The sequence below is a fragment of the Nocardia sp. NPDC004260 genome, assembly GCF_053603155.1.
The window spans coordinates 25,237-50,048 of sequence record NZ_JBSGEZ010000034.1 but is presented as its reverse complement, the minus strand read 5'-3'; the positions used below and the strand labels follow the sequence as shown (position 1 = coordinate 50,048).

Here is a 24,812-nt window from a genome sequence, read left to right as displayed (position 1 = left end):
CGAAGGCCGGTCACACAGAAGGGCCTGAGCCGATTCACAGCGTCTCTCGAGGAACCGCCTGCACAATGCCGGACGTGCCGATACTCGCCGCGCCCACGTCTCCGGCGCCACCGCAGGTTCCCCCGGCGAGTCCGGCCTCGAACCAGCAGCACACCTTCCACCACGGGATCTCACTGCTGCACGGCTGGCTGCCGGTGACCGTCGCGCTCCTCGCCGCGGTGGTCGTGCTGCTCGCCGTCGCACGGCGCGGCAGACGGTGGTGGCTGATCCAGCTGCCGGTCTGCGTGGCGGTCGGCGTCGCGGGAGCGCTGGGCGCCGCGTGGTACGTAGCCGACGAGGGATTGGCCTCCGATCCGGCGCCCACCCGATTGTGGGCATGGGTCGGCGCGACCGCCGCGGCCGTCGCCGTCGCGGTCGTCGGCTGGCCGGGCGCACGCTGGTGGCGGCGCGGGATCGCGGTCCTCGCCATCCCGCTGACCCTGGTGAGCACCGGAATCGTGCTGAACCAGTGGGTCGGCTACTACCCCACCGTGCAAGCCGCCTGGGGCGCGGCCACCGCGGGTCCGCTCCCGCACGAAACCGACCTCTCGGCGTTGCCCGGCCTCCGGGACAACGCCGTCACCGACGGCAAACTGGTGCCGGTGCGCATTCCCGACGCGGGCAGCGGATTCCCGCACCGCACCGAATACGTCTACCTGCCACCCGCGTGGTTCGCCGGGCCGACCCCGCCCGCTCTGCCGGTGGTGATGATGATCGGCGGCGAGTTCAACACGCCGGCGGACTGGATCCGCAGCGGCCAGATCATGCCCGCCCTGGACAGCTTCACCAAGGCCAACGGCGGCCGCGCGCCGATCCTCGTCTTCGTCGACTCCAGCGGCAGCTTCAACAACGACACCGAATGCGTCGACGGCCCCCGCGGCGACGCCGCGGACCATCTGACCGAGGACGTGCCCGCCTATGTCGAGTCGCGGTTCGGCGCCTCGGCCGATCCCGCGAATTGGGCGGTGGTCGGGTGGTCCATGGGCGGCACCTGCGCGGTGGACCTCGCGGTCATGCACCCCGATCTGGTCCACACCTTCGTCGACATCGCCGGTGACCTCGGGCCGTCGTCCGGCACCAAGGAGCAGACCATCGCCCGGCTCTTCGGCGGTGACGCCGCCGCATGGGCCGCGTTCGACCCGCTGACCGTCATGGCCGCGCACGGTCCCTACAGCGGCGTCGCCGGCCTGTTCGACGACCTCGTCCCCGCACAACGCTCCGGCGGGGGGACGAGGCGCGCGCCCGTTCCAGACGACGACCGCGCGGGCCTCGGCGGCCATGACGGGATACCTGATTCCGGGGAGGTGGGAGCCGCCGACAAACTCTGCGCCGCAGGACGCTCGGTCGGCATCGATTGCACCGTCTACACCACCCAGGGCGGCCACACCTGGCAGTTCGCTTCGGCAGCGTTCACCTCGTCGCTGCCGTGGATCGCAGGCCGCGTGGGTCTGCCCGGCACGGCCGCCGACTGAACCGGTCGGCGCACCGGCGTTCAGCTCGCCGCGACGCCTTCTCGTGCACGGAACGTACGCCGATAAGCCTGCGGTGACACGCCGATCGCATCGGCCAGATGTTGACGCAACGAGGTCCCGGTGGCGAAGCCGACCTCGCCCGCGATGCGATCGACGGTCAGGTCGGTGTTTTCCAGCAGATGCCTGGCGCGGAAGACCCGCTGCTGGATCAGCCACCGTCCCGGGCTCATGCCCACCTCGTCTCGGAAGCGCCGGGCGAAGGTGCGTTTACTCATCCGGGCGCGGGCTGCCAGTTCATCGACGGTCAGCGGATGGCGCAGGTTCTCCAGTGCCCATTGCCGGGCCGCGGCGGTCCCGGCCGACGTCTCGGGCGGCACGGGTTGCTCGATGTATTGCGCTTGGCCGCCGTCGCGCCACGGGGGGACGACGCAGCGGCGCGCGACCGCGTTCGCGACGGCGCTGCCGTGATCGCGCCGCACCAGATGCAGGCAGACGTCCAGTCCTGCCGCGGCACCCGCCGACGTGAGGACATCCCCGTCATCGACATAGAGCACGTCCGGGTCGAGGCGGACCCCCGGGAAGGTGCGCCGGAACAGACCGGCCTGATTCCAGTGCGTCGTGGCCGGTCGATCATCGAGCAGCCCCGCGGCCGCCGCGATGAAAGCGCCGGTGCAGATCGCGACGATCCTGGCCCCCGCCGGAATCAGCGCGAACGCGTCGAGGACCGGCTGCGGCAGCGTGCCGGTAAGAGCCGTCGTGATGTCGCAGGCGGGCAGCACCACGGTGTCGGCGTTCCGCAAGGCGCGGCTGTCGTGGGCCACCGCGATGTCGAAATCGGCGGCGCTGCGCACCGGACGACCGTCGACCGAGCAGGTGATCACCTCGTATCTACCCGCGGCACTGCCGAACACCCGATTCGGGATACCGAGTTCGAAGGGGTAGACCCCTGCCAGCGCCAACACCACCACTCGATGAGGCGCCGTCGAATCCATGGCATGATCATATCGAAGAATGGCAATCGTGCCATTTTCTTTACCGTCGGATACCGGCAGGCTGAAGCCGTGACCGAAATCGACAGCACCGCGACCATGCGCGCGATCAGCCAGCAGACCCTCGGCGGACCCGAGGTGCTCACCGAAGTGAAACTGCCGCAGCCGGTTGCCGGCCCCGGCCAGATCCTGGTCCGGGTCCGCGCGGCCGGGCTCAACCCGACCGACTGGCGCCATCGCGCCACCGCGGGACTGTTCCTTCCCGAGCCGCCGTTCGTCCTCGGCTGGGACGTCTCGGGCGAGGTCGCGGCCACCGGCATCGGCGTCACCCTGTTCCGCCCCGGCGACGAGGTGTTCGGCATGCTCCCGTACCCGTACGGTCACGGTTCCTGCGCCGAATACGTCGTCGGCCCCGCCCGCGCCTTCGCCCCCAAACCGGCGGCGGTCGACCACACACAGGCGGCGGCGATCCCGCTCGCCGCGCTCACCGCCTGGCAGGCGCTGGTCGACACCGCCGGGCTCAGCCCCGGGCAACGCGTACTCATCCATGCGGCAGCGGGCGGCGTCGGCCACTTCGCGGTTCAGATCGCCAAAGCGCGCGGGGCGTACGTCATCGGCACCGCCAGCGCACGGAACCACGCGTTCCTGCGCGATATCGGCACCGACGAGGTGATCGACTATCGCGACACCGACGTCGCCGAGGCGGTCCGCGACGTCGACGTGGTGCTGGACTTCGACGACGACAACAGCATCCGGTCCCTGCGCACCCTGCGCCCCGGCGGACTGCTGGTGACGTTGCGGGCCTTCGGCGCGGTCGACTTGGCAGGCGAGGCGGAGGCGCTGGGCGTGCGCGCGATCCGGATGCTGGTGGAGCACGATCACGCGGGCATGCTCGCTCTCGCCGGACTCGTCGAATCCGGCGCGTTGCGCCCGGCGGTCGCCCGGTCGTTCCCGCTGTCCGCGGCGGCCGAGGCGCACGCGCTCGGCGATACCGGGCGAACCGTCGGCAAATTGGTACTCACCGTGCCATGAAATGTGCCACGATCAGGACCTTCGCGCTTCTACCATCCCAGAATGAGCAAAGGCGCAAAAGCAGTCCTCGAAGGCGGGCCGCACGATCTGCCCTCGCGCATCGTCCCGATCACCCCGCCCGGCGTGGAATTGAAGGTGCCGTTCCGCGGCGGATACGAGCACTTCAAGGTCAGTCAGCGGGAGCAGGACACGCCTGAAGGGCGGCTGCGCGTGTACGAGTGGTGCGACCGCACCGAGATCGCGGAGTGAGTCCGGCCCCACCTCCCCGGCGGCCGCAGCGCCGACCGGAAGGTGCGGGTGCGCTGGGAACCAGGAATGAACCCACTCGGGGCGGCCCGTACACAGACCGGCCGCCCCGATTTCGCGCTCAGCATCCCGCCGTGCGGGAGTACGGCGCGCGGTCGATCGACTAGTCCTCGAGTTCAGCGAGCACGTCGTCCGGGATGTCGACGTTGGTGTAGACGTTCTGCACGTCGTCGCTGTCCTCGAGGGCATCAACGAGCTTGATCACCTTGCGGGCGCCGTCGACGTCCACCGCGACCGACACCGACGGCTGGAAGCCGGATTCGGCGGAGTCGTAGTCGATACCGGCGCCCTGCAGCGCGGAGCGGACCGCGATCAGATCGCCGGGCTCGCTGACGATTTCGAACGACTCGCCGAGATCGTTGACCTCCTCGGCGCCCGCGTCGAGCACCGCCAGCAACACGTCGTCCTCGGACAGCCCGTTCTTCTCCAGGGTGACGATGCCCTTGCGATGGAACAGGTAGGCCACCGAGCCCGGGTCGGCCATGTTGCCGCCGTTGCGCGTCATCGCGACCCGCACCTCGCCCGCGGCCCGGTTGCGATTGTCGGTGAGGCACTCGATCAGCACGGCGACGCCGTTGGGACCGTAGCCCTCGTACATGATCGTCTGCCAGTCGGCGCCGCCGGCTTCCTCGCCGCCGCCGCGCTTACGGGCGCGCTCGATGTTGTCGTTGGGGACCGACGACTTCTTCGCCTTCTGGATGGCGTCGTACAGCGTCGGGTTGCCTTCCGGGTCACCGCCACCGGTCCGGGCCGCCACCTCGATGTTCTTGATCAACTTCGCGAACAGCTTGCCGCGCTTCGCGTCGATCGCAGCCTTCTTGTGCTTGGTGGTGGCCCATTTGGAGTGGCCGCTCATTCCCTACTTCCTTCAGGTCGGTGGCACGTCTGGTGGTGTGTACGGTACCGGCACCGCCGGGCGGACAACTTCTCCAGCCTACTCGGGCCTCCACCACGGCCGTACAGAGCGGCCCCGACTACGCGGCGGCCGAACGGACGATCTCAACGAACATGCGGTGCACCCGCAGATCGCCGGTGACCTCGGGATGGAACGACGTCGCCAGGACGTTGCCCTGCCGCACCGCGACGATCCGCCCCGCGGCGGGGCCATCCGGCACCGTGGCCAGCACCTCGACGCCCTCACCCGCCCGCTCGACCCACGGTGCGCGGATGAACACCGCTCGCACCGGGCCGTCGGTCAGGCCGGAGAACGGCAGGTCGGTTTCGAACGAATCGACCTGACGGCCGAACGCGTTGCGCCGCACCGTCATATCGATGCCGGACAGATGCTGGGCGTCCGGGCGGGTGTCGAGCACCTCCGAGGCGAGCAGGATCATGCCCGCGCAGGAACCGAACGCGGGCATACCGTCGCGCAGCCGCGCGCGCAGCGGCTCCAGCAGGTCGAAGGCCTGCAGCAGCTTGCTGATCGCGGTCGACTCGCCACCGGGCAGCACGAGCGCGTCCACGGCCGCGAGCTCCGCCTCGCGCCGGACCAGCACCGGCTCGGCGCCGCAGTGCGCGAGCGCGGCGACGTGCTCCCGGACGTCGCCTTGCAGCGCGAGCACGCCGATCGTGGGACGGGACCTCGCCTGTCCGGTGTCGGAGGCGGGTGCGGTGACCGAGGAAGCGTTCACGCCGGAAAGCTTACGAGCCGTACCGATGTGGGCCCGCTCACGGTCGGCCGCATCCGCGTCGCGATGGCGACGGGTCAGTCCTCCCGCAGCCTGCGGATGAGGCCTTCCTGCACCACGGCTGCTACCAGCGTGCCCTCTCGGGTGAAGATCTTGCCGCCGGTCAGCGCCCGGCCGAAAGCCGCTGACGGCGAGGACTGATCGTAGAGCAGCCATTCGTCGGCGCGGAACGGGCGCAAGAACCACATCGCGTGGTCGAGCGAGGCATTCTGGGTCGACTCGTCGGGATGGATCACCTTCGAGGAACCCAGCAGCGTCATATCGCTCATGTAGGCGAGGGTGCACACGTGCACCAGCGGATCATCGGGCAGCAGGTGGCGGTACCGGAACCACACCTGCTGCTGGGAAACCACACCATCGCGGCGGGACACTTTCTCGTGCGGGACCATGCGTATGTCCCAGTGTTCCCACTCCCGCATCGCCCATAGCCGTTCGGGCGTCATCGTGGTGCTGGCGTCGGGCAGATCCTCCGGCATCGGGACATCGGGCATGGCATCTTGATGCTCGGGCCCCTCGTCGCCGACGTGGAACGAGGCCGACATGGTGAATATCGCGGCGCCGTCCTGGATGCCGGTCACCCGGCGGGTGCAGAACGACCGCCCGTCCCGGATGCGCTCGACCTGGTAGACCGTCGGCTCCTGCGGATTGCCCGGACGGAGGAAATAGCCGTGCAGGGAGTGCACCTGAAATCGCGGTTCCACCGTCCGGACCGCGGACACGAGCGCCTGGCCGGCAACCTGGCCGCCGAACGTGCGCGCGAGCTGGGTCTTGGTGGACGCGCCACGGAAGATGTCCCGCTCCAGCCGCTCTATTTCCAGCGCCTCTTCGATTGTCGCCATGCGCTGAGATTATCCCGGCCGCTCAGGGCGCCGCCGTGCGGCCGCCGGTGAACGCCTGGCAACGGCCCACGCCGCACCGGCCGTCGCGCTTTGCTGAGATGGACGGGTGCCGCGCTTCCTGCCCATCACGCCCGACGCCCTCGTCACGCAGGTGATCCAGCCCGTGCTGACCGCGAACGCACACACGGTGATCGCCGTCGACGGCCCGGACGCCGCACAGCCGGTGGCGCTCGCCGACCGGATCGTGGAGGCGCTGCGTGATGCGGGCCGGTCGGCCCACGTGGTCTCCCTGCACGACTACGTGCGTCCCGCCTCGCTGCGCATGGAGTTCGGCCGCACCGACGAGATGTCCTATCGCACCGCGTGGTTCGACTACGCCGCGCTGCGCCGCGAAGTCGTGGAGGCGCTGCGCGAGCACGGCCGGTGGCTGCCCGCGTTGTGGGATGAAGCCGCCGACCGTTCCGCGCGCGCCGCGATCCGCACGGCGCCGCCAGCGACCACCGTTGTCGTCGCGGGCCCGATGCTCGCGGGCCGCCACCTCGACGCCGACCTGATCCTCCGGCTGGACCTGTCCGAGGGCGCGCTCCGCCGCCGCACCCCGCCCGACGCGCAGTGGACCATCCCGGCCTTGCTGCGGCACGATGCCGAGAACCCCTACATGCCGACCTTCTTCGTGCGCTGGGACCACCCTGATCGCCCGGCGCTTCGAGTCGACCAGGACCGGACGAACTAGGGTCGCGGGTCCTTGCCGATTACCGCTCGAGCTCGGCTTCTGCGGGGCGGCACGATCTCATGATCGGATGCGCATAACCGCGTAGCAATATGCGTTTCCGTCGCCCGGCGGTCAGACCAGCCGATGCCCGCCGTCCACGTGCAGGACCGTGCCGGTGATGAAGGGATTGCGCATCACGCCCAGCATCGCCTGCGCGATATCGGAAGGGCGGCCGATGCGCCCGACGGGCAGGCGTGCGGCGAGTTGCTGGTGGCGTTCGGTTTTCGCGGGCCCCGCGATGGTGTCCCAGATCGGTGTGTCGACCCACCCCGGCGAGACCACGTTGACGCGGACCGGGCCGAGCTCCAGGGCCAGCGCGTAGGCCAGCGAGGCGAGCGCGCCGTTGACCGCCGCCACCATGGCGCCGCCCGGCGCGGGCCGATACGCCGCGACGCCGGAAGTGAACGTCACCGAGCCGCCCGGGACGATCCGGGCGTGCTTGGCGAGCAGCATGGGGCCGATCAGCTTGGCGGCAACGAGGTCCCGAGCCAGGTCGGCGTCGAACCGATCCAGCTGCTGATAGGCGCCGGTGACATCGGCGGCGGTGGTGACGACATGATCGACCGGCTCCGATTCGGCGAACAAACGCTCGAGGTCGGCTTCGCGGGTGATGTCCGCGACGACCGAGCGCACCGTGCCAGGCCCCGCGGACAAGGTGCGCTCCGCCGCGGCGAGCCGTTCGGCGGAACGGCCCGCGATGGTGACCTGCGCGCCCGCATTTATCAGCGATGCCGCCAGCGCGAGTCCCATGCCGGAGCTGCCGCCCACGATGACGACGCGTTCGGGTGTTGTGCTGCTTGCTGTCATGACTCCACCCGACCATCGCCGCGGTCGAGTGTCCATGTCGCACTGCCGAATACGCCTTAGGCGCGGGCTAACACCGCAGGCCGTGGACCGATTCGGTGCACGGACCGCGGTGGGTGGAGCCGACGCCGGTCACGACGAAACGAACGTCACCGCCCGCGCGCCGGGCCGGCTCCGGTCATCAGGCGGTGCAGGCCGGGGATTGCTGGTTCAGGTTGGCCAGCGCCTGGCAGGCCCAGGCCTTCTGCACCTTCCACTTGCCGTCCTCGAGGACGAACGGAACGTCGACCTGGTTCGCCTGCCCGTTGACGGTGAACGTGGCCTGGGCGGTGACCGTGTCACCGAAGGCAGTCACGCCCGTGACCACTGCCGTGGCGTTGGCCTGCTGAAACGCCTGGGCCAAGCGGTTGGGCAGGCCCGGATCGGCCTCGACGCCCTGCACGAGGTCGAGCTTCTCCTCGTTCGGCACCGCGGGGTCGAGCGCACGCTGCAGGTTGGCGTTGAGTTCTTCTTTGGTGGGCGGGGCAGGCACCTTCGCGGTCGCCGAAGCGGCGGCTGTGGTGGTGTGGGTGGAGTTGTGCGAATCGCTCTTATCGTCGCTGCCGCAGGCGGCCAGGCCGAGGGCGGCCACGAGAGCCAGGCCCGCTGCTGCGATGCGTCCGGTCTTGAGAAGCTTCAACTGTTCGTCCTTTGCACTCGGATCGATCCGACGGTGATAGGGCGCGATATGGCCGGGACGGCCATCGAATGGCGAAGCTACTGAGCGTGATTGTGAGAACCATGAGACGACCTTCTGGCCGCCGTAAGAAGTGAACCTAGCATCGGAAGCGGTCCCGGCGGGCTCATTCCGGCGACAGTTCGGACGCCAGTGCCGCGAGCAGCGCCACGACGGCCGGATCGCGCACCGCCGCGCGCCAGGCGATCGCATACGTCACCCGCAGGGGCGCGCCACGTAACGGCCGCCAAACCAGACCGTTCAGTCCGTTTACGCGCGACGAGCTGAGCCCGATCGCGTCGGGACGTGACGGCAGCACGGCCAGCATCTGCGCATGGCCCATCGCGCTGTCGCTCAGCCGTACCGCCGCGCCGTGGTCGGCGAGCGTACGCAACAGCGCATCATGCAGGCCCGCAGCGGATTCGCGGGAGAACAAGATCAACTCGTGCCCATCGAGCTCGGCCGGGTCCAGCGGCGCCGCCGCCCCGGCGAGCGGATGCCGCTCGGACATCACGACGCCCAGCTCCTCGCTTGCCACCGGACGTTGCGCGAAGCGTTCCGGCAGCTCCACCGGGGCGCGGACCAACGCGAGATCGACTTCGTCGTCATCGAGAAAGCGCACCTGATCGGCGGTGGTCCCACCGGTGAGCACCATCCGGGCATCGGGCAGCGCGGCGGTGAGCAGGCCGCCGATGTGGGCGGGCAGCCAGGGCGGGACGCCGTTCAACAGCCCGAGACGCAGCACCGGGGCACCGGCGGCGGCAGCGCGCCTGGTCTCGCGCATCGCCTCGTCCATCGCGCGCAGCACGGTCCTACCGGAGCGCAGCAGCACCGCGCCCGCGGCCGTCAGCTCCACCCGCGGCTCCCGGACCAGCAAGGGGCCGCCCAGCTCCCGCTCCAGCACCTTGATCTGCTGGCTGAGCGTCGGCGTCGAGATGAACAATCGCTCCGCGGCCCGACGGAAGTGCAATTCTTCCGCCAGAACCACGAAGTACCGCAGCTGCCGCAACTCCACGCGGCCGACGCTACCGGCCGGAGATCACCAGCCGCGCTCGGCCAGTCGGTGCGGCTGGGCGATTTCTTCGACGTTGATGCCGACCATGGCCTCGCCGAGCCCGCGCGACACCTTGGCCAGCACGTCCGGGTCGTCGTAGAACGTGGTGGCCTTGACGATGGCGGCGGCGCGCTGCGCCGGGTTGCCGGACTTGAAGATGCCCGACCCCACGAACACGCCCTCGGCCCCGAGCTGCATCATCATCGCGGCGTCGGCGGGAGTGGCGATGCCGCCCGCGGTGAACAGCACGACAGGCAGCTTGCCCGTCTCGGCGATCTCACGGACCAGATCGTAGGGCGCCTGCAACTCCTTGGCCGCGACGAACAACTCGTCCTCGGGCAGCGACGACAGGCGACGGATCTCCTGGCGGATCTTGCGCATGTGCGTGGTCGCATTGGAGACGTCACCGGTACCGGCCTCGCCTTTGGAGCGGATCATGGCCGCGCCCTCGGTGATTCGGCGCAAGGCCTCGCCGAGGTTGGTGGCGCCGCAGACGAACGGCACGGTGAAGTTCCACTTGTCGATGTGGTTGGCGTAGTCCGCGGGGGTGAGCACCTCGGACTCATCGATGTAGTCGACACCGAGGCTCTGCAGGATCTGCGCCTCGACGAAGTGACCGATGCGCGCCTTCGCCATGACCGGGATGGAGACCGCGTTGATGATGCCGTCGATCATGTCCGGGTCGCTCATCCGGGAGACCCCGCCCTGGGCACGGATGTCGGCGGGGACGCGTTCCAGCGCCATCACCGCGACCGCACCGGCGTCCTCGGCGATCTTGGCCTGCTCCGGCGTGACGACATCCATGATCACCCCACCCTTGAGCATCTCGGCCATGCCGCGCTTCACGCGGGCGGTACCGACGGTCTGGGTGGTCTCGGGGGTGGTCACGGCAAACTCCTCCAGGCAATGTGCGCCAATCAATCACTCGCATACGAACGTCACGATTCTAGGTGGCCGCAAAAGGCCACTTGATAGCCAGTTGAAGTGCACTGGCCTGGTGTGATCTCGGTTATGGCGCCTTACGCCGGGAAGACTCGACCGCCGTGCCGTCCCGGCGCCGCACTGGCCTGCCCGGTCCGCGCCGGGCGCCCGATCACAGCGGGCCGACCACCAGCAACTGCGCCCAGTACTCCGCGGCCGCGGGACCGATCAGCGGCAACAGGAAATCGAACAGCAGGTACGACATGGACCAACTACCTCCACAACCGAACAGGAACAGCCCCGCCGTCGGCGGGACCACGACACCGAAAGCAGATGCGTCCCTGACAGCAGTACCCTCCGGCGCCCTGGATCATCGCGACGCTATCACGATCGTGAAACACATCACACGTGTTCCGTGGCCGGTCAGCGAATGGAGCGGACCTCCGGATCGCCGGTGCCCGACGCGGCCTGAGCTGCTTCGGCCAGCAGTTCGTCCAGGTGATACGGGTAGACGGTTTCGCCGGAGCGGTCCAGCGTGACGATGTCGGCGGCGGTGCACCATCGGTGCCCGGTGATGGAGCGGCGTTCGATCGCGGTCAGGTTCGCCGGTTGCGGGTCGAAACCACGCACCCGCAGGGCGAAGAACAACTCCTCGCTCCGGATCAGCTCCCCGTTGAAGGGGAATACCGCTACCCGCCGCCAGATCGGACCGCGCAGGGCGGCCGGATCCCCGCGATATCCGGTCTCCTCGTACAGTTCCCGTACCGCCGCCGCGCGCAGGCTCTCCCCCGGCTCCACGCCGCCGCCCACGGTGAACCAGAACGACACCTGCGGCGTCTTCGGATCGTTGCCGCGCATCAGCAGAGTGCGGTCGTTCTCGTCGAACAGCACCACCCGCGCGGTGGTGCGGATGGTGTCCACCGCGAGGCCGGTGGACGCGGCCGGGGTAGCGCGCTCGGTGATCTCGAAGTAGGACGGCAGCGGCGCGGTACCCCCCAGGTGCAGGACGCGGACCGGGCGGCGCGTGCGCAGCGCCAGCGTGTCGCGTACGGCGTCGTTGTGGAAGCGGCGTGCGATCAGCACCCTGGCCTCGGCGTCGGCCAGTTCGGCGACGAGTTGCGGGCGCAGCGTGCCGATGTCGACCGCCGACAGCGCGGTGGACAAGCGGTTCTCCACGGTTTCGCGCTCGGCGCGGCCGGCGCGCTCTGCCCGGTCCGCCAGCGCTGCCAGTTGTCCGGCCTGCTCCGATAGAGCCGGATCGGACACCGGACCCGCGATCGCCATGGCGACCGCCCTGGCCACCACCGCCCGGCGGGCCAGCGCCGCGTCGAGCGCCTGCCAGGACTGATCCGAGCGCACGTGCAGCCGGTCGAGCCGATTGGCGGTGGAGTACGCCCACAGGCCGATCGCGACGACGACCGCCGCGATCAGCGCGAGGACGAGAACGGTCGTCGCGGAGAAGGTGATCATCCGGCGGCCCGCACTCTCGTGTCACCCACGGTCACCGTCTCGTAGACGCGCAGGATCTGTTCGGCCACCACCGGCCAGTCGTACTCGCCGACGACCTGGGTCGCGGTGTGCACGAGCCCCTCCCTGCGTACATCATCGGTGAGTACGGCATGCAGCGCGGCGGCCAGCGCGGCCGAGTCGCCGACCGGGACCAGCATGCCCGCCGAACCGTCCCGCAGTACCCGGCGGAAGGCGTCCAATTCACTGGCCACGACCGCGGTGCCCGCCGCCATCGCCTCGATCAGGATGATGCCGAAGCTCTCGCCGCCCAGGTTGGGCGCCACATACACGTCCGCGCTCCGCATCGCGGAAGCCTTCTCCTCGTCGGACACCTGGCCGAGGAAACGCAAGTGGCCGGACAGGTCGCCCGCTTCCCGGCGCAACCGGTCCTCGTCGCCGCGGCCGACGATCAGGATCTCGACGTCGGGATGTTTGCGCACCAGCTCGGGCAGCGCGCCGAGCAGGACCTCCATCCCCTTGCGCGGCTCGTCGTAGCGCCCCAGGAACAGCACCGTCCCGCCGGGCCGCGGATAACCGGGCAACATCGGCGCGCGCGCGAACGCCGGGACGTCGACGCCGTTGGGAATCTCCACCGCGTCCGAGCCGAGCGCCTCGACCTGCCAGCGGCGCGCGAGCTCGGACACCGCGATACGGCCGGCGATCTTCTCGTGATACGGCCGCAGCACACCCTGAAAAGTGCTCAGCACCAGCGATTTCGTCGTAGAGGTGTGGAAGGTCGCCACGATCGGGCCCTCGGCGATCTTCAGGGCGAGCATGGACAGGCTCGGCGCGTTCGGCTCGTGGATGTGCAGCACGTCGAAGTCGTTGCCCTCGATCCACCGGCGGATCCTGGTGTAGGCCATGGGCCCGAACGACAGCCGCGCCACCGACCCGTTGTACGGGATGGCCACGGCGCGCCCCGCCGACACCACGAACTCCGGCAGCGGGGTGCCCTCGGACGCGGGCGCCAGGACGCTCACCTTGTGCCCGCGTTCGATGAACACTCGCGCCAGTTCGACCACATGCGCCTGCACCCCACCGGGGACGTCGAACGAATAGGGGCAGACCATGCCGATCTTCATGGCGATACGTCCCCCTGTTCGGCTTTGATGCTCGCCTGCGCGGTGGCGATCCTGGCACGCCGCTGCGGCGAGAGATCGCTCTCCCACAATGGTTGCAGCATGTGCCAATCCGCGGGGTGCTCGGCGATATTCGCCGCGAAAGTTTCCGCCAGCGCCTGGGTGGCCGCCGCCACGCCATCGGAAACATTCAGCGGCGCTTCGACTTTCAGGCCCCAGTCCTCTCGGCCATCGGCGTCGACCTCGAACCAGGCGTGCACCGGCAGCAATGCCGCGCCGGTCTCGATCGCCAGTTTCGCCGCACCCGCTGGCATCCAGGTGCGCTCACCGAAGAACTGCACGGGCACGCCCTTGCCGGTGAGGTCGCGTTCGCCCATCAGGCACACGATCTTGTTCTGTCGCAGCCGGGCCGCCAGCAGACCGAACGGCGGCTGCTCACCGCCGGTCAGCGGGATCACCTCGAAGCCGAGGCTCTCCCGATAAGCGACGAACCGCTCGAACAGCGACTCCGGCTTCAGCCGCTCGGCCACGGTGGTTGGGCCGCCGTAGTGCTGGACCAGCCAGACGCCCGCAATGTCCCAGTTGCCGGAATGCGGCAGCACCAAGAGCACGCCTCGGCCCTTCGCAATTGCGGCATCCAGATGCTCCAGCCCGCCGACGTCGTAGTCGATCGCGGCATGGTCCATCGTGGGCAGCCGGAACGCCTCCCGCCAGTACCGCGCGTAGGACCGCATGCTGGCGACGATCAGTTCGTCCGGCACGTCGGCGGGAAGCACACCGAGCACGCGCGCCAGATTGCGCCGCAACTGGTTCGGCGCGCCGCCCGCGTGGAATTCCCGATTGGCGCGACGGGCAACCCGGTCGGCGCCCCACTCGAACAGTCGTCGTGCCGTCGTCTCCGGCAGCGCACGCACCAGTCGCCAGCCCGCCGCGTATCCGGCGGCGCCGAGCTGTTCCCCGATCGTCATCCGAGCCCCCGAGCCGCAGGTCCGCAATTCATCGTGACGGAAACCCGGACGCCACCGTCGATCGGTTCGCGCCCGGCATCGGGTGAGGTCACGTCGGAAGCCCCGAGGTGCCGGCGGTGCCCGCGCCAGGGCGCTGCGACTGCCCGGTCGGGATCACGGTGCGCGCTCCCGGCGAGTTGCGTACGGCCAGCACCCGCTGAACGACGGTGACGATGCTGAGCACGGCGAGGATCCACATGGCCACGTGCACCGCGTAGGTCAGCCATTCGATCCCCCAGTAGCCACCGATGCCGGTGAATCCGGCGCCCACCAGCACGATGATCAGCCGGTCCGGCCGCTCGATGAGGCCGCCGTCCGCGGACAGCCCACTGGCCTCGGCGCGTGCCTTCGCATAAGAGATCACCTGAGAGGTCACCAAGACGACCAGCGTCGCGGCGAACAACGGCTTGTGCTGCTCGTGGAAGACCGCCCACCAGGCCAGCCCGCCGAAGATGGCCCCGTCGGCCAGCCGGTCACAGGTGGCGTCCAGCACCGCGCCGTACTTCGTGCCGCCGCCGCGTGCCCGCGCCATCGCCCCGTCGAGCATGTCGAACATGACGAACAACCAGATCACCATGGTTCCCCAGAACAGGTGTCCGGTCGGGAAGAGCGTGACCGCGGCCACGATGGAGGCGGTGGTGCCGATCAGCGTCATCGTGTCCGGCGTCAGTCCGGTGCCGACCAGCGCGCGGCCCAGTGGAGCCGTCGCCTTGGCGAACGTCTCGCGGCCGAAGAAACTCAGCACGGCCGATCCGCCCGGTCGCTCATCTACGCCTCCTTCCAGGCCGCCGACAGCAGCGCCCTGGTCTCCCGCAGCAGCTGCGGCATCACCTTCGCCCCGCCGATGACCGTGATGAAGTTCGCGTCGCCACCCCAGCGCGGGACGATGTGCTGGTGCAGGTGGTCGGCCAGCGACCCACCGGCCACCCCGCCGAGATTCAGCCCCACGTTGAAGCCGTGCGGCCGGGACACCTTCTTCATCACCCGGATCGCCTGCTGGGTGAAGGCCATCAACTCGGCGCTCTCCGCCTCGGTGAGATCCTCCAGGTTCGCCACCTTCCGGTACGGCACCACCATCATGTGTCCCGGGTTGTACGGGTACAGGTTCAGCACGGCATACACCAACTCGCCCCTGGCGACGACCAATCCGTCCTCGTCGGACATCTTCGGGATGTCGGTGAAGGGGTGGCCGGTCGAATCCTTGGGAGGGGTGGCCGCCTCCGCGATGTAGGACATTCGATACGGCGTCCACAGGCGCTGCAGCCGATCCGGTTCGCCGGCGCCGGTGTCCACGATGCTGCCCGGGTCGGCCGAGGTCGCGGTCCCGTCCAGATCCGCGAGCCCCTCCGGCACCGTCCGCTCGGTCATTCCCCACCCTTGTTCGCTGATCGGATTTCGAAACCCTCGGCCGTCGGCGACGCGTTCTCCCGGTGGGCGATCCACGCGACGATGGTGGCCACCGCATCGTCGACCGGCACGCCGTTGACCTGCGTACCGTCGCGGAAGCGGAAGCTCACGGCGTTCGCGTTCACGTCGCGCTCACCGGCCAGCAGCATGAACGGCACCTTCTGGGCGGTGTTGTTGAAGATCTTCTTCTGCATCCGGTCGTCGCTGCGGTCCACCTGTGCGCGGATGCCCTCGTCCTGCAACCGTTCGATCACCCGGTCCAGGTGCGGGGCAAAAGTGTCCGCGACCGGGATGCCGACGACCTGCACCGGAGACAACCAGGCCGGGAACGCGCCCGCGTAGTGCTCGGTGAGCACACCGAAGAAGCGCTCGATCGAGCCGAACAGCGCGCGGTGGATCATGACCGGCCGCTGCTTGGTGCCGTCCGACGCGGTGTACTCCAGGTCGAAGCGCTCGGGCAGATTGAAGTCGAGCTGGATGGTCGACATCTGCCAGGTGCGCCCCAGCGCGTCCTTGGCCTGCACGGAGATCTTCGGGCCGTAGAAGGCGGCGCCGCCGGGATCGGGTACCAGCTCGAGACCGGAGGCCGAGGCGACCTTGGACAAGGTCTCCGTGGCCTCCTCCCAGATCTCGTCGGAACCGACGAACTTCTTCGGGTCCTTGGTGGACAGCTCGAGGTAGAAGTCGTCGAGGCCGTAGTCCTTCAGCAGATCCAGCACGAACCGCAGCGTGTCGGTCAGTTCGCTGTGCATCTGCTCTTTGGTGCAGTAGATGTGCGCGTCGTCCTGAGTCATGCCGCGCACCCGGGTCAGGCCGTGCACCACGCCGGACTTCTCGTAGCGGTAGACCGAGCCGAACTCGAACAGCCGCAGCGGCAGCTCCCGGTACGACCGGCCGCGGGCACGGAAGATCAGGTTGTGCATCGGGCAGTTCATCGGCTTGACGTAGTAGTCCTGGCCGGGCTTGCGGACCGTGCCGTCCTCGTTGAGTTCGGCGTCCAGATGCATCGCGGGGAACATGCCGTCGCGGTACCAGTCCAGGTGGCCGGAGACCTCGAACAGATGGCCCTTGGTGATGTGCGGGGTATTGACGAACTCGTAGCCCGCCGCGACGTGCCTGCGGCGCGAGTACTCCTCCAACTCCTTGCGGATGATGCCGCCCTTGGGATGGAACACCGGCAGACCGGAACCGAGCTCGTCGGGGAAGCTGAACAGGTCCAGCTCCAGGCCGAGCTTGCGGTGATCGCGGCGCTCCGCCTCGGCGAGCAGGTGCAGGTGCTCGTCGAGCGCCTCCTGGGACTCCCACGCGGTGCCGTAGACGCGCTGCAGGTCCTCCCGGCTCTGGTCACCGCGCCAGTAGGCGGCCGAGCTGCGGGTCAGTTTGAAGGCCGGGATGAACTTGGTGGTCGGGATGTGCGGGCCGCGGCACAGATCGCCCCAGATCTTCTCGCCGGTGCGCGGATCCAGGTTGTCGTAGATGGTCAGCTCTTTGCCGCCGACCTCCATGACCTCCGGATCATCGATTCCGGACTTGTCGCTGATCAGCTCCAGTTTGAACGGCTCACCGGCCAGCTCGACCCTGGCCTCGTCGACCTCGACCACCCGGCGGGAGAACCGCTGCGCGCCCTTGACGATCTTCTTCATCCGGGATTCCAGCTTGGCCAGATCCTCCGGGGTGAACGGCCGCTCGACCCGGAAGTCGTAGTAGAACCCGTCCTTGATGTAGGGACCGATGCCCAGCTTGGCCTCGGGGAATTCCTGCTGCACCGCTTGGGCGAGCACATGCGCGGCGGAGTGCCGGATGACGTTGCGGCCGTCGGGAGTGTTCGCCGCGACCGGCTCCACGTCGACGTCCTCGTCCGGGGTCCAGGACAGATCCTTGAGTTCGCCGTCCAGCCGGACGACGACGACTGTCTCCGGCCCCTTGGTGGACAGTCCGGCCTCGCGCACCGCGGCGCCCGCCGTCGTCCCGGCCGGCACCCGGACGAGGGCGACTGGGCTGATGGCGGCTGAGGTGGTCACGGCTGCGCTCTCCTTGGCGTTTCTCGTGCGCGGGCGGGTCCCGCTGGATGGTGGCCGATCGCAAGTTCGTCCGGCGCGACCATGCTACTGTCCCGCCGCTTCGGCCCGCCCCTCCGGGTTTTGGGCCGTAGCGGTCGGGTGGCGCGAGATCTGCGTTCGGGTCTCTCTCCGGGTGACGCCGAAATTCCCGGCGTTCCCGTCGAGTTGTCGCGCGCCGGATGGTCAGCCCTCGGCGGCCAAGTCCGCGAGCAGTGCGATGCGTTCGGCGGCAGAACGTTTCGGGCAGCTGGTGCACATCTCGCAGCCGGGGACTTCGAACACCAGGCAGCAGGAGATGCGCCGCACGAAGGTGCGTCCGCCGATCTCGACGAAACGCGGAACCGGAAGTTTGCCGCCGACCTCGACGGCCAGCCGTGCGCCCGCGTCCGGCGACCCGGCATCCAGTGCGCGGTTGCCGATCGCGTCGGCCACGATCGCCCACAACGCGGGGACGCCTGCGCTCGACACCCGGGCGACCGGCGGGATGACAGTCGCCAGCGTCTCGCGCAACGCCGACGCGCTACCGGAAGCCCGGGCGCCGTCCACCGGGATGCGCACCCGTTCGATGCCGCCGTCGGGGCGCACTTCGCACTCCAGCCGGTCCAGCGCGGCCTCGGGGGCCTCCGCGTCGTGCGCGTACGCCCGCGCGATCTGCTCCACCAGCGCGGACGCGACCATGCACCACCACAGCGTGCCCGCGATACGCAGCGACGTGGTCCCCCAGGAATGGCCCATCTCCGCGATACGCGCGGCCAGCCATTCCGGTTGGGTGAGCATGCGCCCCGGAACGGTGGTCACCGCTACAGGGGGCTGCGCAGCCATTCCCATTCGACTCCGATCCAACTACCCACAAGCCCGAAGGTTCCCAATACCCACAGCGTCGCCACGACCAGCGCGGCGGTGCCGACCGCTCCGGCCACCTGCACGACCGGCCCCTGCCGGGAATACCAGTCCATCAACTGCCGGTACCGGTCCCGCAGCCAGGTCAAGACCTTGCGCGCCCAGGCGAATTCGGTGGCGAGGATGCCGAGCCCGGCGAACACGATCGCCCAGCCGGGACCGGGATAGGGGATCGCGAGGACACCGGCCGCGAGCACGGCTACACCGACTACCGCGACCACGATCCGGTAGCCGAGATACAGCGTAGGTCGTCGTTCGAGCCCGGCACGGAAGGCGCGCCAGCGGGTCGGCCGATCTGCCGAGCTCGTTTCCAGGTCTGCCGTCACGTTTCCCAGGGTACGAGGGTTCGGCACAGCGAACCGCGATCCCACTCGCCCGGACACGGTGATCCCGCCCGAGCAGGCCGCCCGGGCGGGATCACCCATCCCCGTCCGATCAGACGAGTGCGGGAGCGGGCTGATGGCCCGCGTCATCGATGTGCGCGATCCCGTTCTCGGTCACCTCGACCACCCGGGCACTGGCGATGTCGAAGAACAGTCCCGACACCTTGACGCCGCGCTCGGTGACCGCCTTGCGCACCGCGGGGTGCCGGTGCAGCAACTCGAGCTGCACCGCGACGTTCACCATGGCCAGCTGATCGACCTCGCCCAAACCGGCCTCCCGCGCGGCGCCCGCCACCGGGTGGCCCGCGTGGAACCGCTCCCGGCTCGGTCGCGCATGGGCGAGCCAGGCGTCCACGCCGGGGACCTCGGCCCCGGCGTGCAACGCCTTCATCGCACCGCACGAGGAATGCCCGCAGACCACGATCGAGCGGACGTTCAGCTGCTCGAGCGCGAACACCAGCGCGGCCTCCACCGACGCGTCCCCCTCGGCGGGCGCCAGGTTGCCCACGTTGCGCACCGTGAACAGATCGCCCGGCCCGCTGTTGGTGATGATGTTCGGCACGATCCTCGAGTCCGAGCAGGTCAGGAAGAACGAATCCGGGTCCTGCGTGTCGCGCAACTCGTCCAGATGCGGCCGGACGACGTGCGCGTGGCTGCGGTGGAAGGCCGCCACACCCGCCGCGACCGGATTCTCGTGCCGCTCGTCGCGCCGCCAGGGGCCGAGGATGTCGTCCCAGACCGAGCGTGCGAAGCTGCGCGCGGGCGGCTGCGCGGCGGCGTGGGCCATCCTGGCGCCGCCGATCTCCACGAAATCGACGTTGCCGCCGTTGTTCACCTGCTGGCGGGCGAATTCCTCGATGGCCTCGAACGCCGCGTGATCGAGGAAGTCGACGGTCATCTCCACCGTGACGTCGGCTCCCGGAGGAATCTTCGCGAATTGCGCCGACAGCTTCGGCAGCGCGAGGAAGGTGGCCGATCCGTCGATGGTGACCAGCCAGCGCTGCGTGCCGGGTACCTGTCGGGCTTCGATCGCCACGCGCACCACCCGCCACAGCAGCAGGCCGAAGGCCAGGCCCAGACCGATCAGCACGCCCTCGAGCAGGTTCGCGAACACCACGCCGAGCACCGTCACGGCGTAGACCAGCAGGTCGCCGGTGCGCCGCGCCAGTTTGATGTGGGCAAGCTTCACCAGTTGGATGCCGATCACGATGAGCAGACCGGCCAGCGCGGCCTTCGGGATCTGCTCCACCACGGAGACCAGGGCCACCGAGAACACCAGCACCCAGACCCCGTGCAGGATCGCGGAGGCGCGGCTGTGGGCGCCCGCCTGCACGTTGGTGGCGCTACGCACGATCACGCCGGTGACCGGCAGGCCGCCGAGCAGACCGGACAGCACGTTCGCCGAGCCCTGGCCGATCAGTTCTCGGTCGAAGTCGGTGCGCTTACGCGAGTGCATCTTGTCCACGGCCACCGCGGACAGCAGGCTCTCCACGCTGGCGATCAACGCGATGGTGACGACTGCCAGCGCCAGGCCCGACCAGTCGCCGCGGGGCGGCGCGGGCAGGCCGATGGCGTCGAACAGCGAGCCGTTCAGCACGATGCGCACGGCGTCGAGCGGAAGCAACAGCGACAGCGCCGTACCCACGAGCACCGCGACCAGCGGACCCGGCACGACGCGGACCCTGGCGGGCAGGTACTTCCAGCCGAGCATGATCGCGATCACGACCACGCCGATCAGCGCGCCACCGCCGTGCAGGGACGACAACTGCCCGGGCAGCCCGACGATGTTCCGCCAGGCCGAGCTGTGCGAGGAACCGCCGAGCAGCACATGGATCTGCTGCAGCGCGATGGTGATGCCGATTCCGGCGAGCATCGCGTGCACCACCACGGGCGCCACGGCGAGCGCCGCCCTGGCCACGCGGCTCAGGCCGAGCAGGATTTGCAGCACACCTGCGGCGAAGACGATGAAACAGGTCGTGCGCCAACCGAATTGATTGATCGTCTCGGCGACCACGACCGTGAGGCCCGCGGCGGGGCCGCTCACCTGCAGGACCGAACCACCGAGGCTTCCGGCGACGATACCGCCGATCACGGCGGCGATGAGCCCGGCGGCGACGGGGGCTCCGGAGGCGATCGCGATGCCGAGCGAAAGCGGCAGCGCGACAAGGAAAACCACGATCGAAGCGGGCACATCGTGGCGGAGGATGTCGGTGAAGCGGTCGGACAGTGGTCCGGAACCGCGGCCCGAGCCCGCCGGTGCGGGCATCGATGGTGGCGGGGCCAAATCGTGATCGATAGCCATGACTCTCCTTCGCCGACTCGGCTGTTTCGCCGAGGTCGGTTGACGATCAACATGTCCAGCAGGGCACAAGACCGCGAACCGGCATCTCGCGGTGAAGCAGTCCCGACACAGCGATGAGTCGAGATGTAAACGAGTGCAAGTCTATTGGTAAAGACTTAGCAAAGCCTGAGAAGTTCGCCGATTGTGTGCGATTCCCCACTGTCCGGTCGTCGTCCATCAGCATGATCCACCGCACGATGCCTGTTCAGACGGGTTCCGCCGCGATACCGCGCCGCTCGTCGCCGAACTCCGCGATGCCGTCGGCCATGACCTCGATCACCCGGGCCGTGGCGAGGTCGAAGAACAATCCCGACACCGCCACGCCCCGCTCCTCGATCCCCCGGCGCACGACCGGGTGCGCGTGCAGCGTCTCCAGCTGCACGGCGACGTTCACCATGCCCAGCTGATCCACCGGGCCGAATCCCGCGACGGCCGCCGCGGCGGCGACCGGATGCCCCAGCCGGTAGCGCTCCAGGCTCGGCCGGGCGTGCGCCAGCCAGTCGCCCAGCCCCGCCCCGGCCCGCACCTCGCGATGCAACGCCTCCATGGCACCGCAGCCGGAGTGACCACAGACCACGACCGCGCGCACGTTCAGCCGCTCCAATGCGTAGATCAGCGCCGCCTCCACCGAGACGTCCCCACCGCGCGCAGGCACCAGATTGCCCACGTTGCGCACGGTGAACAGGTCACCGGGGCCGCTGTTGGTGATGACGTTCGGCACGATCCTGGCGTCCGCACAGGTGAGGAAGAACGAGTCGGCGTCGTGCCGATGGCGCAACTTGTCCAGGTGCGGGCGCAGCAGGTGGGCGTGGCCGCGGTGGTAGGCGGCGATGCCCGCCGCGATGCGGTCCTCCCGGTCGCCCGTGCGCCGCCACGGTCCGATGACCTGGTCGACGACCTGCCTGAAGTGCCCGCGCTCGGGCGGTCCGGCCAAGGCGGTTGCCATCCTTTCGCCGCCGAGTTCGACGAATTCCACTGCACTACCGTGCGTTTCGCGCTCGCGAGCCCATTCGGTGAGGAACTCGTGCGTAGCGTGGTCCAGGAAGTCGACGGCCATCTCGACGGTCACCTCGGCGTCGGCCGGGACCTTCGCCAGTTCCGCGGTGAGCTTCGGCAAGGCCAGGAAGGTGCACGTGCCGTCGATAGCGACCACCCATCGGCGCGAGCCGGGTACGGGGGCCGCGACGATCAGCACGCGCACCACCCGCCACAGCAGCAGCGCGAACGCGAGCACGAGACCGATCAGCATGCCCTGCAAGAGATTCAGGAACACCACACCCAGCACCGTGGCCAGGTAGACGTACATTTCACCGGCCCGCCTGGCCAGCCGGATGTGCGCCAGCTTGATCAGCTGCGCGCCGACGAAGATGAGCAGTCCGGCCAGCGCGGCGGTCGGGATCTGCCGCACGAGGCCGGCCAGGGCCACCGCGAACAGCAGGATCCAGACTCCGTGCAGCACGGTCGCCGCCCTGCTGCGAGCGCCTGCGTTCGCGTTGGTGATGCTGCGCACGATGACGGCCGCGATCGGCAGGCCGCCGAGCAGGCCGGAGACGACGTTGGCCGATCCCTGCCCGATCAGCTCCCGGTCGAAATCGGTGCGGTGACCAGGCCGCATCTTGTCCACCGCGACGGCCGACAGCAGGCTTTCGACGCTGGCGATGAGCGCGATCGTGATCACCGTCGAGGCGACGGCCGCCGGGCCGCCGGAGGGAACGACGGGCAGACCCAGGGACTCCAGCAACGACTCGTTCAGCACGAGGTGCTCGACCCGCGTGGGCAGGACGAGCGCCAGCAGCGTGGCGGTGACCACGGCGACGAGCGGTGCGGGGAGCACGCGCACCCGCGGTGGCGCGAAGCGCCAAGCGACCAGGATGCCGATGACGACCAGGCCGACGCACAGGTCGCCGGTGCGCACCGACAACAGCTGCCGCGGTAACCCCACCAGCGCGGCGAACGACGAACTCAGCGAGCTGCCCCCGAGCAGCACGTGCACCTGTTGCAGCGCGATCACCACGCCGATGCCCGCCAGCATGCCGTGCACGACCACCGGGGCGATGGCCAGCGCGGCGCGCGCGACCCGGCTCAGCCCGAACAGGATCTGCAGCACACCCGCTCCGACGGTGATGAAGCACGTTGCCGCCCAGCCGAATTGGTGCACACTCTCGGCGACGACCACGGTGAGGCTCGCGGTGGGCCCGCTCACCTGGATCGCGGAACCACCCAGCAATCCGGCCACCACACCGCCGACGACGGCTGCGATGAGTCCTGCCGCCACCGGAGCGCCGGAGGCCACCGCCACACCGAGCGAAAGGGGAAGCGCGACCAGGAAAACCACGATCGAGGCAGGTAGATCGGCACGGCCGACGCTGGTCAGACGACCGGCGAGGTGTGCGTGCGGCGACGTCCGTGGTGCGGAATCGGTGTCGGTGGACATATTTTCTCCTTCGCCGGGGTGGCCCCGGTTCGTCGGTCAAACATGTTCTTGGCATCGAAAGCGAGCGGCGGGCGAAGCTCGGGCCGTTCCTCCGGTCGAGGGAAGCGCGACCCGTGACGCAGCGATCGAGATGATAGTAAAGAGTTCGCAAAGCGCGTGAAAAGGTTTCCGCTCCCGTTGACGGCAACCGCTACCATAATGTGACTCAGGTCACAATGCAACACAATGAGCACGAGCAGCGGCGGCCCGAAGCACCCCGCACCGGACGGGGAAGCCCGACCACATAAAAAAATCCCCCCGACCAGCATGGACATCGGGGGGAATGAAGTGGTCCCAGCTGGGATCGAACCAGCGACCTTCCGCGTGTGAGGCGGACGCTCTCCCGCTGAGCTATGAGACCTGACGGGTTTCCGGCGGCGTCGAGATGCCCTCCGGACGAGACGAAACATTAGCACGCGCCACCGGCGGTTCACCAAATCGCCATCCGGACAGAGACGGTTCGGCGGGGAGTCGCCGCCGCGGACTGGCATCCCGCCCCGCGCGCGGCCCGCGCCGGCGGGCATGCCCGGTCGCGACCGAACCAGGTTTGATGGCCGATTCGATGCGCCTCGGCCATCGAGATGACGACCGCGCGTCTCGCCTCCCCCATCCATCACATGCGCCACCACAGTCACAGCTCGCAACTTTCTCGATTTCCGCCGTTCTACCAGCGGATTTGTACCTTTCACCGAGCGTCCGCTAATGTTCTGTCTCGCACCACGGAGGCCGGAAAAGAGCCCCGGGGAGGCAGAAATGCGGATGTAGCGCAGCTGGTAGCGCATCACCTTGCCAAGGTGAGGGTCGCGGGTTCGAATCCCGTCATCCGCTCGAGAGGTAGGGCCAGGCAACATTACGCCGTCCCCCTTTGCGCGGTGGAGTGGCCGAGTGGTGAGGCAACGGCCTGCAAAGCCGTGCACACGGGTTCGATTCCCGTCTCCACCTCGCGCGATTAGCTCAGCGGGAGAGCGCTTCCCTGACACGGAAGAGGTCACTGGTTCAATCCCAGTATCGCGCACCACCGT

22 protein-coding genes and 4 tRNA genes are annotated in these 24,812 nt (G+C 69.0%); 7 read left to right on the top strand and 19 right to left on the bottom strand.

Annotated features, from left to right (window positions below; all coding sequences use genetic code 11):
* The first annotated feature begins 74 nt into the window (after positions 1 to 74).
* Positions 75 to 1,511, top strand: a complete 1,437-nt coding sequence (locus tag ACWEO7_RS20745) for an alpha/beta hydrolase (RefSeq protein ID WP_452425351.1) — start codon at positions 75 to 77, stop codon at positions 1,509 to 1,511.
* A 20-nt stretch (positions 1,512 to 1,531) separates the two neighbouring features.
* Here ACWEO7_RS20745 and ACWEO7_RS20740 read toward each other — a convergent pair whose 3' ends face one another.
* Positions 1,532 to 2,503, bottom strand: coding sequence for a GlxA family transcriptional regulator (locus tag ACWEO7_RS20740; RefSeq protein ID WP_452425349.1), 972 nt, complete (start codon positions 2,501 to 2,503; stop codon positions 1,532 to 1,534).
* A gap of 96 nt (positions 2,504 to 2,599) precedes the next feature.
* Here ACWEO7_RS20740 and ACWEO7_RS20735 point away from each other — a divergent pair, with 96 nt between their 5' ends.
* Positions 2,600 to 3,532 (top strand): NADP-dependent oxidoreductase, encoded by a 933-nt coding sequence (locus tag ACWEO7_RS20735; RefSeq protein ID WP_452425396.1) that lies wholly within the window; start codon positions 2,600 to 2,602, stop codon positions 3,530 to 3,532.
* Between the two features lie 42 nt (positions 3,533 to 3,574).
* A complete protein-coding gene (locus ACWEO7_RS20730; protein ID WP_355070461.1) occupies positions 3,575 to 3,781 on the top strand; it encodes a DUF5988 family protein in 207 nt (68 codons plus the stop codon).
* Positions 3,782 to 3,941: 160 nt separating this feature from the next.
* On the opposite strand, the gene ACWEO7_RS20725 is transcribed toward ACWEO7_RS20730, so the two are convergent.
* The 3 genes from ACWEO7_RS20725 to ACWEO7_RS20715 all read right to left on the bottom strand — a co-directional run bounded on the left by ACWEO7_RS20725 (position 3,942) and on the right by ACWEO7_RS20715 (position 6,365).
* Positions 3,942 to 4,694, bottom strand: a complete 753-nt coding sequence (locus ACWEO7_RS20725) for a YebC/PmpR family DNA-binding transcriptional regulator (protein WP_355070459.1) — start codon at positions 4,692 to 4,694, stop codon at positions 3,942 to 3,944.
* Positions 4,695 to 4,812: 118 nt separating this feature from the next.
* Positions 4,813 to 5,469: a pyridoxal 5'-phosphate synthase glutaminase subunit PdxT gene (gene pdxT, locus ACWEO7_RS20720; protein ID WP_452425347.1), complete on the bottom strand. Its 657-nt coding sequence runs from the start codon at positions 5,467 to 5,469 to the stop codon at positions 4,813 to 4,815.
* Between the two features lie 74 nt (positions 5,470 to 5,543).
* Entirely contained in the window at positions 5,544 to 6,365 is an 822-nt protein-coding gene (locus ACWEO7_RS20715; RefSeq protein WP_452425345.1) for an acyl-CoA thioesterase, read from the bottom strand.
* Positions 6,366 to 6,471: 106 nt separating this feature from the next.
* Here ACWEO7_RS20715 and ACWEO7_RS20710 point away from each other — a divergent pair, with 106 nt between their 5' ends.
* Positions 6,472 to 7,098, top strand: coding sequence for a hypothetical protein (locus ACWEO7_RS20710; RefSeq protein WP_452425343.1), 627 nt, complete (start codon positions 6,472 to 6,474; stop codon positions 7,096 to 7,098).
* Positions 7,099 to 7,209: 111 nt separating this feature from the next.
* Here the strand turns inward: ACWEO7_RS20710 and ACWEO7_RS20705 are convergent, their stop codons facing one another.
* From ACWEO7_RS20705 to ACWEO7_RS20635, 15 genes are all read right to left on the bottom strand, one after another.
* Positions 7,210 to 7,944 (bottom strand): SDR family oxidoreductase, encoded by a 735-nt coding sequence (locus tag ACWEO7_RS20705; RefSeq protein ID WP_452425341.1) that lies wholly within the window; start codon positions 7,942 to 7,944, stop codon positions 7,210 to 7,212.
* 178 nt (positions 7,945 to 8,122) lie between these two features.
* Entirely contained in the window at positions 8,123 to 8,620 is a 498-nt protein-coding gene (locus ACWEO7_RS20700) for a hypothetical protein (RefSeq protein ID WP_452425339.1), read from the bottom strand.
* Positions 8,621 to 8,783: 163 nt separating this feature from the next.
* Positions 8,784 to 9,671 carry a LysR family transcriptional regulator gene (locus ACWEO7_RS20695; RefSeq protein ID WP_452425337.1) on the bottom strand — a complete coding sequence of 296 codons (888 nt, stop codon included), beginning with the start codon at positions 9,669 to 9,671 and terminating at the stop codon, positions 8,784 to 8,786.
* Between the two features lie 24 nt (positions 9,672 to 9,695).
* Positions 9,696 to 10,598, bottom strand: a complete 903-nt coding sequence (pdxS, locus tag ACWEO7_RS20690; RefSeq protein WP_452425336.1) for a pyridoxal 5'-phosphate synthase lyase subunit PdxS — start codon at positions 10,596 to 10,598, stop codon at positions 9,696 to 9,698.
* A 456-nt stretch (positions 10,599 to 11,054) separates the two neighbouring features.
* Positions 11,055 to 12,098, bottom strand: a complete 1,044-nt coding sequence (locus tag ACWEO7_RS20685) for an NUDIX hydrolase (protein ID WP_450021992.1) — start codon at positions 12,096 to 12,098, stop codon at positions 11,055 to 11,057.
* Positions 12,098 to 13,222, bottom strand: coding sequence for a glycosyltransferase family 4 protein (locus ACWEO7_RS20680; RefSeq protein WP_452425334.1), 1,125 nt, complete (start codon positions 13,220 to 13,222; stop codon positions 12,098 to 12,100). The genes ACWEO7_RS20685 and ACWEO7_RS20680 overlap by 1 nt, the downstream gene beginning before the upstream one ends.
* Entirely contained in the window at positions 13,219 to 14,187 is a 969-nt protein-coding gene (locus ACWEO7_RS20675) for a phosphatidylinositol mannoside acyltransferase (RefSeq protein ID WP_452425333.1), read from the bottom strand. Before ACWEO7_RS20675 ends, ACWEO7_RS20680 begins: the two co-directional genes overlap by 4 nt.
* 88 nt (positions 14,188 to 14,275) lie before the next feature.
* Positions 14,276 to 14,971: a phosphatidylinositol phosphate synthase gene (gene pgsA, locus ACWEO7_RS20670; RefSeq protein WP_450021942.1), complete on the bottom strand. Its 696-nt coding sequence runs from the start codon at positions 14,969 to 14,971 to the stop codon at positions 14,276 to 14,278.
* A 23-nt stretch (positions 14,972 to 14,994) separates the two neighbouring features.
* A complete protein-coding gene (locus ACWEO7_RS20665; RefSeq protein WP_450021940.1) occupies positions 14,995 to 15,594 on the bottom strand; it encodes an HIT family protein in 600 nt (199 codons plus the stop codon).
* A complete protein-coding gene (gene thrS, locus ACWEO7_RS20660) occupies positions 15,591 to 17,654 on the bottom strand; it encodes a threonine--tRNA ligase (protein ID WP_452425331.1) in 2,064 nt (687 codons plus the stop codon). The genes ACWEO7_RS20665 and thrS overlap by 4 nt, the downstream gene beginning before the upstream one ends.
* Positions 17,655 to 17,876: 222 nt before the next feature.
* Positions 17,877 to 18,491, bottom strand: a complete 615-nt coding sequence (locus tag ACWEO7_RS20655; protein WP_452425330.1) for a (2Fe-2S)-binding protein — start codon at positions 18,489 to 18,491, stop codon at positions 17,877 to 17,879.
* Positions 18,492 to 18,493: 2 nt separating this feature from the next.
* Positions 18,494 to 18,919: a TIGR02611 family protein gene (locus ACWEO7_RS20650; protein ID WP_450021936.1), complete on the bottom strand. Its 426-nt coding sequence runs from the start codon at positions 18,917 to 18,919 to the stop codon at positions 18,494 to 18,496.
* A 109-nt stretch (positions 18,920 to 19,028) separates the two neighbouring features.
* Positions 19,029 to 21,278, bottom strand: coding sequence for a SulP family inorganic anion transporter (locus ACWEO7_RS20645; RefSeq protein WP_452425328.1), 2,250 nt, complete (start codon positions 21,276 to 21,278; stop codon positions 19,029 to 19,031).
* Positions 21,279 to 21,522: 244 nt separating this feature from the next.
* Positions 21,523 to 23,751: a SulP family inorganic anion transporter gene (locus ACWEO7_RS20640; protein WP_452425326.1), complete on the bottom strand. Its 2,229-nt coding sequence runs from the start codon at positions 23,749 to 23,751 to the stop codon at positions 21,523 to 21,525.
* A gap of 328 nt (positions 23,752 to 24,079) precedes the next feature.
* Positions 24,080 to 24,151, bottom strand: a tRNA-Val gene (locus ACWEO7_RS20635).
* Between the two features lie 394 nt (positions 24,152 to 24,545).
* Here ACWEO7_RS20635 and ACWEO7_RS20630 point away from each other — a divergent pair.
* The 3 genes from ACWEO7_RS20630 to ACWEO7_RS20620 all read left to right on the top strand — a co-directional run bounded on the left by ACWEO7_RS20630 (position 24,546) and on the right by ACWEO7_RS20620 (position 24,808).
* Positions 24,546 to 24,618: transfer RNA gene (locus tag ACWEO7_RS20630), tRNA-Gly, on the top strand.
* Positions 24,619 to 24,661: 43 nt separating this feature from the next.
* A tRNA-Cys gene (locus tag ACWEO7_RS20625) sits at positions 24,662 to 24,732 on the top strand.
* A 1-nt stretch (position 24,733) separates the two neighbouring features.
* Positions 24,734 to 24,808, top strand: a tRNA-Val gene (locus tag ACWEO7_RS20620).
* The last annotated feature ends 4 nt before the right edge of the window (positions 24,809 to 24,812 follow it).

What these genes read in the sequence shown, in the direction of transcription:
- ACWEO7_RS20705 (WP_452425341.1), bottom strand. Translation starts at nt 7,944, where the DNA reads ATGACAGCAAGCAGCACAACACCCGAACGCGTCGTCATCGTGGGCGGC.
- ACWEO7_RS20715 (WP_452425345.1), bottom strand. Translation starts at nt 6,365, where the DNA reads ATGGCGACAATCGAAGAGGCGCTGGAAATAGAGCGGCTGGAGCGGGAC.
- ACWEO7_RS20640 (WP_452425326.1), bottom strand. Translation starts at nt 23,751, where the DNA reads ATGTCCACCGACACCGATTCCGCACCACGGACGTCGCCGCACGCACAC.
- ACWEO7_RS20740 (WP_452425349.1), bottom strand. Translation starts at nt 2,503, where the DNA reads ATGGATTCGACGGCGCCTCATCGAGTGGTGGTGTTGGCGCTGGCAGGG.
- ACWEO7_RS20725 (WP_355070459.1), bottom strand. Translation starts at nt 4,694, where the DNA reads ATGAGCGGCCACTCCAAATGGGCCACCACCAAGCACAAGAAGGCTGCG.
- ACWEO7_RS20665 (WP_450021940.1), bottom strand. Translation starts at nt 15,594, where the DNA reads ATGACCGAGCGGACGGTGCCGGAGGGGCTCGCGGATCTGGACGGGACC.
- ACWEO7_RS20645 (WP_452425328.1), bottom strand. Translation starts at nt 21,278, where the DNA reads ATGGCTATCGATCACGATTTGGCCCCGCCACCATCGATGCCCGCACCG.
- ACWEO7_RS20680 (WP_452425334.1), bottom strand. Translation starts at nt 13,222, where the DNA reads ATGAAGATCGGCATGGTCTGCCCCTATTCGTTCGACGTCCCCGGTGGG.
- ACWEO7_RS20675 (WP_452425333.1), bottom strand. Translation starts at nt 14,187, where the DNA reads ATGACGATCGGGGAACAGCTCGGCGCCGCCGGATACGCGGCGGGCTGG.
- ACWEO7_RS20730 (WP_355070461.1), top strand. Translation starts at nt 3,575, where the DNA reads ATGAGCAAAGGCGCAAAAGCAGTCCTCGAAGGCGGGCCGCACGATCTG.
- ACWEO7_RS20735 (WP_452425396.1), top strand. Translation starts at nt 2,600, where the DNA reads ATGCGCGCGATCAGCCAGCAGACCCTCGGCGGACCCGAGGTGCTCACC.